This window comes from Candidatus Paceibacterota bacterium, assembly GCA_035404205.1.
In the GTDB taxonomy this organism is placed as follows: Bacteria; Patescibacteriota; Minisyncoccia; order UBA6257; family JAVHQB01; genus JAVHQB01.
Genome location: DAONGQ010000018.1, coordinates 1 through 5,422 on the forward strand (window position 1 = coordinate 1; position 5,422 = coordinate 5,422).

Consider the following 5,422-nt stretch of genomic DNA (forward strand, 5'->3'; position numbering starts at 1 on the left):
TCCAGTATCAGCTTCAAATCCTCCGCAATTCCAATCGCCAGCTTCATTGATATAAATATTCTGTGCAGTTAAATTGTTTTTCGTTAAAAATTGTTTGACTAATTTTAAGAGAGCTGGCGTTTCTATGCTTTGGAAGCTGGCTACTAAAGAAATAATTTTATTATTTTTTAGAGTAATTTGAGTTTTACCATCAGTAGGATTTTTTTTATAAATAAACTGACACAATTTTCTCGCCAAATAATGTTCCTGAGGAATATGTGCTTCATTCTCATCGCAAGCGTATCCCACCATAATTCCCTGGTCTCCGGCACCGCCCTTATCTACACCCCTGCTTATTTCGGGACTTTGTCTCACCACTTTTTCTATAACCTGATAGTCACTGGCCTTGTCTCCTAAGAGAGATTTTACAACAGATTGATAATTAATTTTCGCCCGACTGGTAATCTCGCCCATAAAGATTATTTTCCCATGGCCGCCCATCACCTCTAAAGCCACTCGGCTATTTTTATCTTGCCTTAAACAATTATCTAAAACCATATCGGCCAGTTGGTCGCAAATTTTATCAGGATGCCTAGGGCTCACACATTCAGCAGTATAAATTTTCTCCATACTAAATCAAAAAAATAAAATTAATAACGGCAATTAAAAAAGTCACCTTAAAGGCGACTAAATTATATTTCTCTATATTTTATCCTTCCTCTAGGGATAGATTTAGCACTTTATCTTTTAAATCAAACTGATTTAATGACAAGTTGCTGGCGGTTCACTGGGCTATTTCCCTCCCCGCTCTCTTGATAAAACTTTTTCAATTGTTGCGATTAGTATAACAAAGGCAAGGCAAAATGCAAGCTTGCATAAAAATATGCCAAATAAAAAATACTGGCAGGCACCAGTATTTTTCGTGTGCCCTTTTAATTCTGTTTATTTTAATTTAGCAGAAAAATATTCATTTAATTTTTCTATCGCTATTCTGTCTTGCTTCATAGTATCCCTATCTCTTACTGTGACTGCCTTATCCTTAAGGGTTTCAAAGTCTATGGTCACACAATAAGGAGTGCCTATTTCGTCTTGCCTTCTATAACGCTTACCGATGCTTTGGGTTTCGTCATAATCGCAAGTATAAGTTTGCGCTAAGAGGTCAAATACTGCAGAAGAGACAGTGCTCAATTCTTCTTTTTTAGATAAGGGCAAGATAGCAATCTTGTAGGGAGCCAAAGATTGAGGTAATTTCAAAACAATACGATTGGCTTCTTCGCCCTTGGCATCGGGGACAGCTTCTTCAGTATAAGCATTTGCTAAGACGGCTAAAAAGGTTCTTTCTACTCCAAAGGTTGGCTCTACTACATGGGGCAAATATTTCTCTCCCGTTTCCTCATCGGTGCAAGTCATTTCTACCCCGCTGGCCGTTTGGTGATTTTTTAAATCAAAATCCCCTCTATAAGCGATGCCATAAAGCTCGCTCATGCCAAAAGGATAATTATATTCTATATCAATGGTTCTTTTAGAATAATGAGCCAAAGCTTCTTTTTCTATTTCATGAAAATGTAAATCGCTATCCTTGAGTTCTATCAAACGCAGCCAAGCTTTCATGGTCTCGAGCCATTTTTCAAAAGTAACTTCCCATGCATTAGGTTTGATAAAATATTCTATTTCCATCTGTTCAAATTCGCGCGTGCGGAAAATAAAATTGCCTGGAGTGACTTCGTTTCTAAAAGATTTGCCAATTTGTCCTACACCAAAAGGAATTTTTTGGCGGGTAGTGTTTAAAATATTTTTAAAATTGATAAAAATGCCTTGAGCGGTTTCCCCTCTTAAATAGGCCAGAGATTGGTCGTCCTTTATTACTCCCAGATGCGTCTCGAAAAGCAGATTAAAACTGCGAACTTCCGTCCAATCATGTTTGCCGCAATTAGGACATTTTACCGGCTCTTTAGCGATAATATTTGAAAGTTCTTCCAAGCTTTTGCCGCTCACATCCATTTTTAATTGTTCTTCTATAAGGGTATCAGCTCGAAAACGGCTGTGGCAATTTTTACAGTCAACTAGCGGGTCATTAAAAACTTTCACGTGGCCGCTCGCCTCCCAAACCTTAGGATTAAGAATGATAGAGCTGTCTAAACCCACCATATCTCGACGGCTAGTCACGAAAAAATGCCACCAAAGTTTTTTAATATTGTTTTTCAGTTCCACTCCCAAGGGGCCGTAGTCCCAGGCGTTGGCTAAGCCTCCATAAATGTCTGAACTCGGATAAACGAAACCTCGGCGTTTAGCTAAGTTGACGATTTTGTCCATCAAACTCATTGAAGAAATATCATCCATATAATCATTAAATTTATTACGGCCTGACTATACCATCTCCAAGACCAACACTTGAATCCGTGCGCGCAATATCAGAAGTTTGGATAGCGGGCAAGCTCACATTATATTGTTGCTGGGTAAAGGCGTCTGTAGCTTGCAAAGTAGTTTGCCCTAGGAAGTTTATAGAGGAATTTACATCCGTTAATGAAGGTTTCACTGCTACTTGGAAAATGCCCTCCATGGCTTTGGTAAGGTTGCCACTATTAGCCGCAACCGTAGGAATAGTCCAATTCACCGTTCTAGTAGCTTCATCATAACTAGGAGGGTTGGCGCCATAGTTGCCGGCTACTTTGTTGGTAAAGTAGACCTCAGCTGGCAAAACCGCGCTTACTTTCACATCATTTAAATTGTTACTGAAATTTTTTATTTTCCAGTGGACAGAAAAAGTGGTGGACTGGTCAGCGCGCAAGGGCAAGGGACCGCTATTAGCAAAATTGGAAATAATATCTCTATAATAAACCGTTTGGCTAAGTACAGGTTGGCTGTTTATTTTTACATTGACCTCTGAGTTAGCTGCTAAATTACCAAGGCTGCCAAATGGCGTAGCCGTAGTGACGGAACCGGATAAAGTCAGTAAGAAATTCTGGTCACTGTCTTTCTTGATGGGATAGGTAGTCACTACTGGCAAGGAAAATTCCAAAGTGCCTTCTCCTCCTGGTTGAACTGTTAGAAGAGACGGCGTATTGCCGCTATTCCAAGTGAGCGTCTTGTTTTTAGAGCTAAACAAACCTTTGCCTGGATTAATCTTTTTAAAATCAAACATGGTGCCATCAAACGTAATTTTGATGGTCATATTTTTTATCGCTTCGTTATAGTTATTTTTATAGTGCAGCTTCACCTTTAATAAATCGCCCGGATTAGCATTAACAACCTGATTGTCGTTAACAAGCATATCAAATGCCAAGGGATTCTGAACCAGAGTAGTGCCGAGACTGTCATTTTTGCCTAAAGTGATAGCTGTGCCACCTAACATAGTATTCAGCGAAGCTATTATTTTTTGGGTGGCGCCCTCATCTCCCTTAAAAATGCCATTAAGATTAATCACTCCCTGAGCGCCAGCCACTAAACTGCCGATATCCCAAGAATTATTACCAGTGGTGGGCCTAGGATTAGAATCAACTAAAACAAAATTATCTGGCCAAGTAACGGTAAGGTTAACATTATCCATATTTTGAGCAGAGCGATTTTCCCAACGTAAAGCCAGGGGCACTGTTTGTCCATCTAAAACTTGCTGGGGCACATCTCCTTCTACGGTAAATAACGAATCTCTTAAAATAACTGGCACATTATCTGAAACTTGAAAAGGCGAAGCCACACCACTGGTTTGGTAGCGGAGGGTCGCTTTTAGGTCTTTAGCGCTTCGCGGTTCACCCACTATTAAAAGTTGAATGGTTTTATCAAAAATGTCTCCCTTATTGACGTCACCGAGGTCTAAACCAACTTTGGGAGCCTCGGGTTTGTCCATCCACTTAACACCATCTGGCAAATCTATGCTAATATAGGCATTTTTTAAAGCCATCCGAGTATCATTGGCTAAATGAATAGTATAGGCATTCACAGTTCCGGCTTCAATAGAATTTGGTCCTTCAAAACTGAAGGCTACTCCCTTGTTTTGAAAAAGTTTCCAAAGTCCAAAAGCTACTCCTCCGAGAACTAAAGCTATCCCTAACCCGATAAGAATACCTGTGAAAGAAATCTTAGGGCGAGGGTTGGCAGTAAGGTTTTGATTTGGCATAAGATTAAATCAAAATATATTATGTTTAGTTTAATTACAAAATAAAGAATTGACGCTATTCATAATCCTCAGATTAAAAATATTTTAATCAAAGATTGAATAGTTGCAAGTATTATAGCCTAAAATAAAACCTTCGCCAAGAGAGTTTTATTCTAGCGAAGGAATACGGCTAATAATTTTTCTAAAAATAGCATTCCAGGCCTTAAATTCTTTTTCAAAATATTGGGGAAAATCTGTATTGTCAAAAAAGACGCTGGCTTCCTTAAAATTTTTCGCCCGGCTTAAAGCTATTAACCATTTCCCTGCCGAGGATTTATTTTCAAAGCTGCTGTCTTCCCCAAAACCGTATCCTAAAATAGCAATAAGCTTAATAATAAAATAGTAGTAGGCCAAATATTTTTGCCAGAGGGGGGCATTATGTTTTGCCAGGACCTCTTCTGCCTCCAAGAAACCGCCTATAATTTTCCAGAGTCCAATATCTGGTTCCGGGGCTAAAATAAGTTTATCAGCTAAATCCAACCCCTTCAGACACAAACCCAGAGAGGTTAAGTTACTCTTGAGGCCTAAGTACTGGGACTGAGATAGGGCGCTTATAAGCTTTAGGCCCTGCCCTTCAGTTAGAGATACGGAAGCCTTGGCAGGGCGTTCTAGATAACCGCTTAATTTAGCCAAAGTTTTTCTGGCGCCTTTAGCCACAAACTCTATTTTACCGTATTTTTTACTAAAAGCAGTATAAACCCTATCCGAGTCACCCCGGTTTTGGCTTTTTAAGACGTAAATTGGAGTACTTAACAACATATTGACTACTATATCACAAAAGTTAACAAAATAACCTTCTTTTTGGCAGCTCTTGACAAAATAACCATACCGGTGATACCATATTAACAATAGCTCCCACTAAGGGAGTTTTTTAGTTGCCTAAATTTAAATTATGTCTATGGAGGTTTCCTCTATTATACACACACTTAAACGCGCAAAATACACAAAACAAGTTATTTTAGGCCTTTTAGCCGCCTTTTTAATGGCTAATATACAGGTTAAACCAGCTCTTGGAGACTGGCCACCAGACCAAAAAGGACAAGCTGCTAATACGGTTAAGGCTGTTAAAGAAGTCGAAAAACCTGTCAAAACGATGCAAATCGTGGTAACGGCTTATTCTTCAACAGTTGACCAAACTGACGATTCTCCTTTTATCACGGCTTCTAATACTTTAGTCAGAGATGGCATAGTGGCTTCTAATTTGCTGCCCTTTGGCACCAAAATTAGATTCCCCGAGCTTAATCCCAAGAAGATTTATGTGGTAGAAGATAGGTTGGCTCCTAAAAATAG

5 protein-coding genes and 1 riboswitch are annotated in these 5,422 nt (G+C 39.2%); of the genes, 1 reads left to right on the plus strand and 4 read right to left on the minus strand.

Annotated elements, in window-relative coordinates; genetic code table 11:
- The 4 genes from PK547_02585 to PK547_02600 all read right to left on the minus strand — a co-directional run.
- Positions 1-609, minus strand: a 609-nt coding sequence (locus tag PK547_02585) for an S-adenosylmethionine synthetase N-terminal domain-containing protein (protein ID HPR91595.1), incomplete at its 3' end; no start/stop codon positions are given.
- A 76-nt stretch (positions 610-685) separates the two neighbouring features.
- Positions 686-801: riboswitch (SAM riboswitch) on the minus strand.
- A gap of 120 nt (positions 802-921) precedes the next feature.
- Entirely contained in the window at positions 922-2,319 is a 1,398-nt protein-coding gene (locus PK547_02590) for a glycine--tRNA ligase (protein HPR91596.1), read from the minus strand.
- 16 nt (positions 2,320-2,335) lie between these two features.
- Positions 2,336-4,093 (minus strand): hypothetical protein, encoded by a 1,758-nt coding sequence (locus PK547_02595; GenBank protein ID HPR91597.1) that lies wholly within the window; start codon positions 4,091-4,093, stop codon positions 2,336-2,338.
- A gap of 147 nt (positions 4,094-4,240) precedes the next feature.
- Positions 4,241-4,891 carry a recombination protein O N-terminal domain-containing protein gene (locus PK547_02600; protein HPR91598.1) on the minus strand — a complete coding sequence of 217 codons (651 nt, stop codon included), beginning with the start codon at positions 4,889-4,891 and terminating at the stop codon, positions 4,241-4,243.
- Positions 4,892-5,024: 133 nt separating this feature from the next.
- Here PK547_02600 and PK547_02605 point away from each other — a divergent pair.
- Positions 5,025-5,422: hypothetical protein (locus PK547_02605; GenBank protein HPR91599.1), on the plus strand; the 398-nt coding region annotated here is incomplete at its 3' end.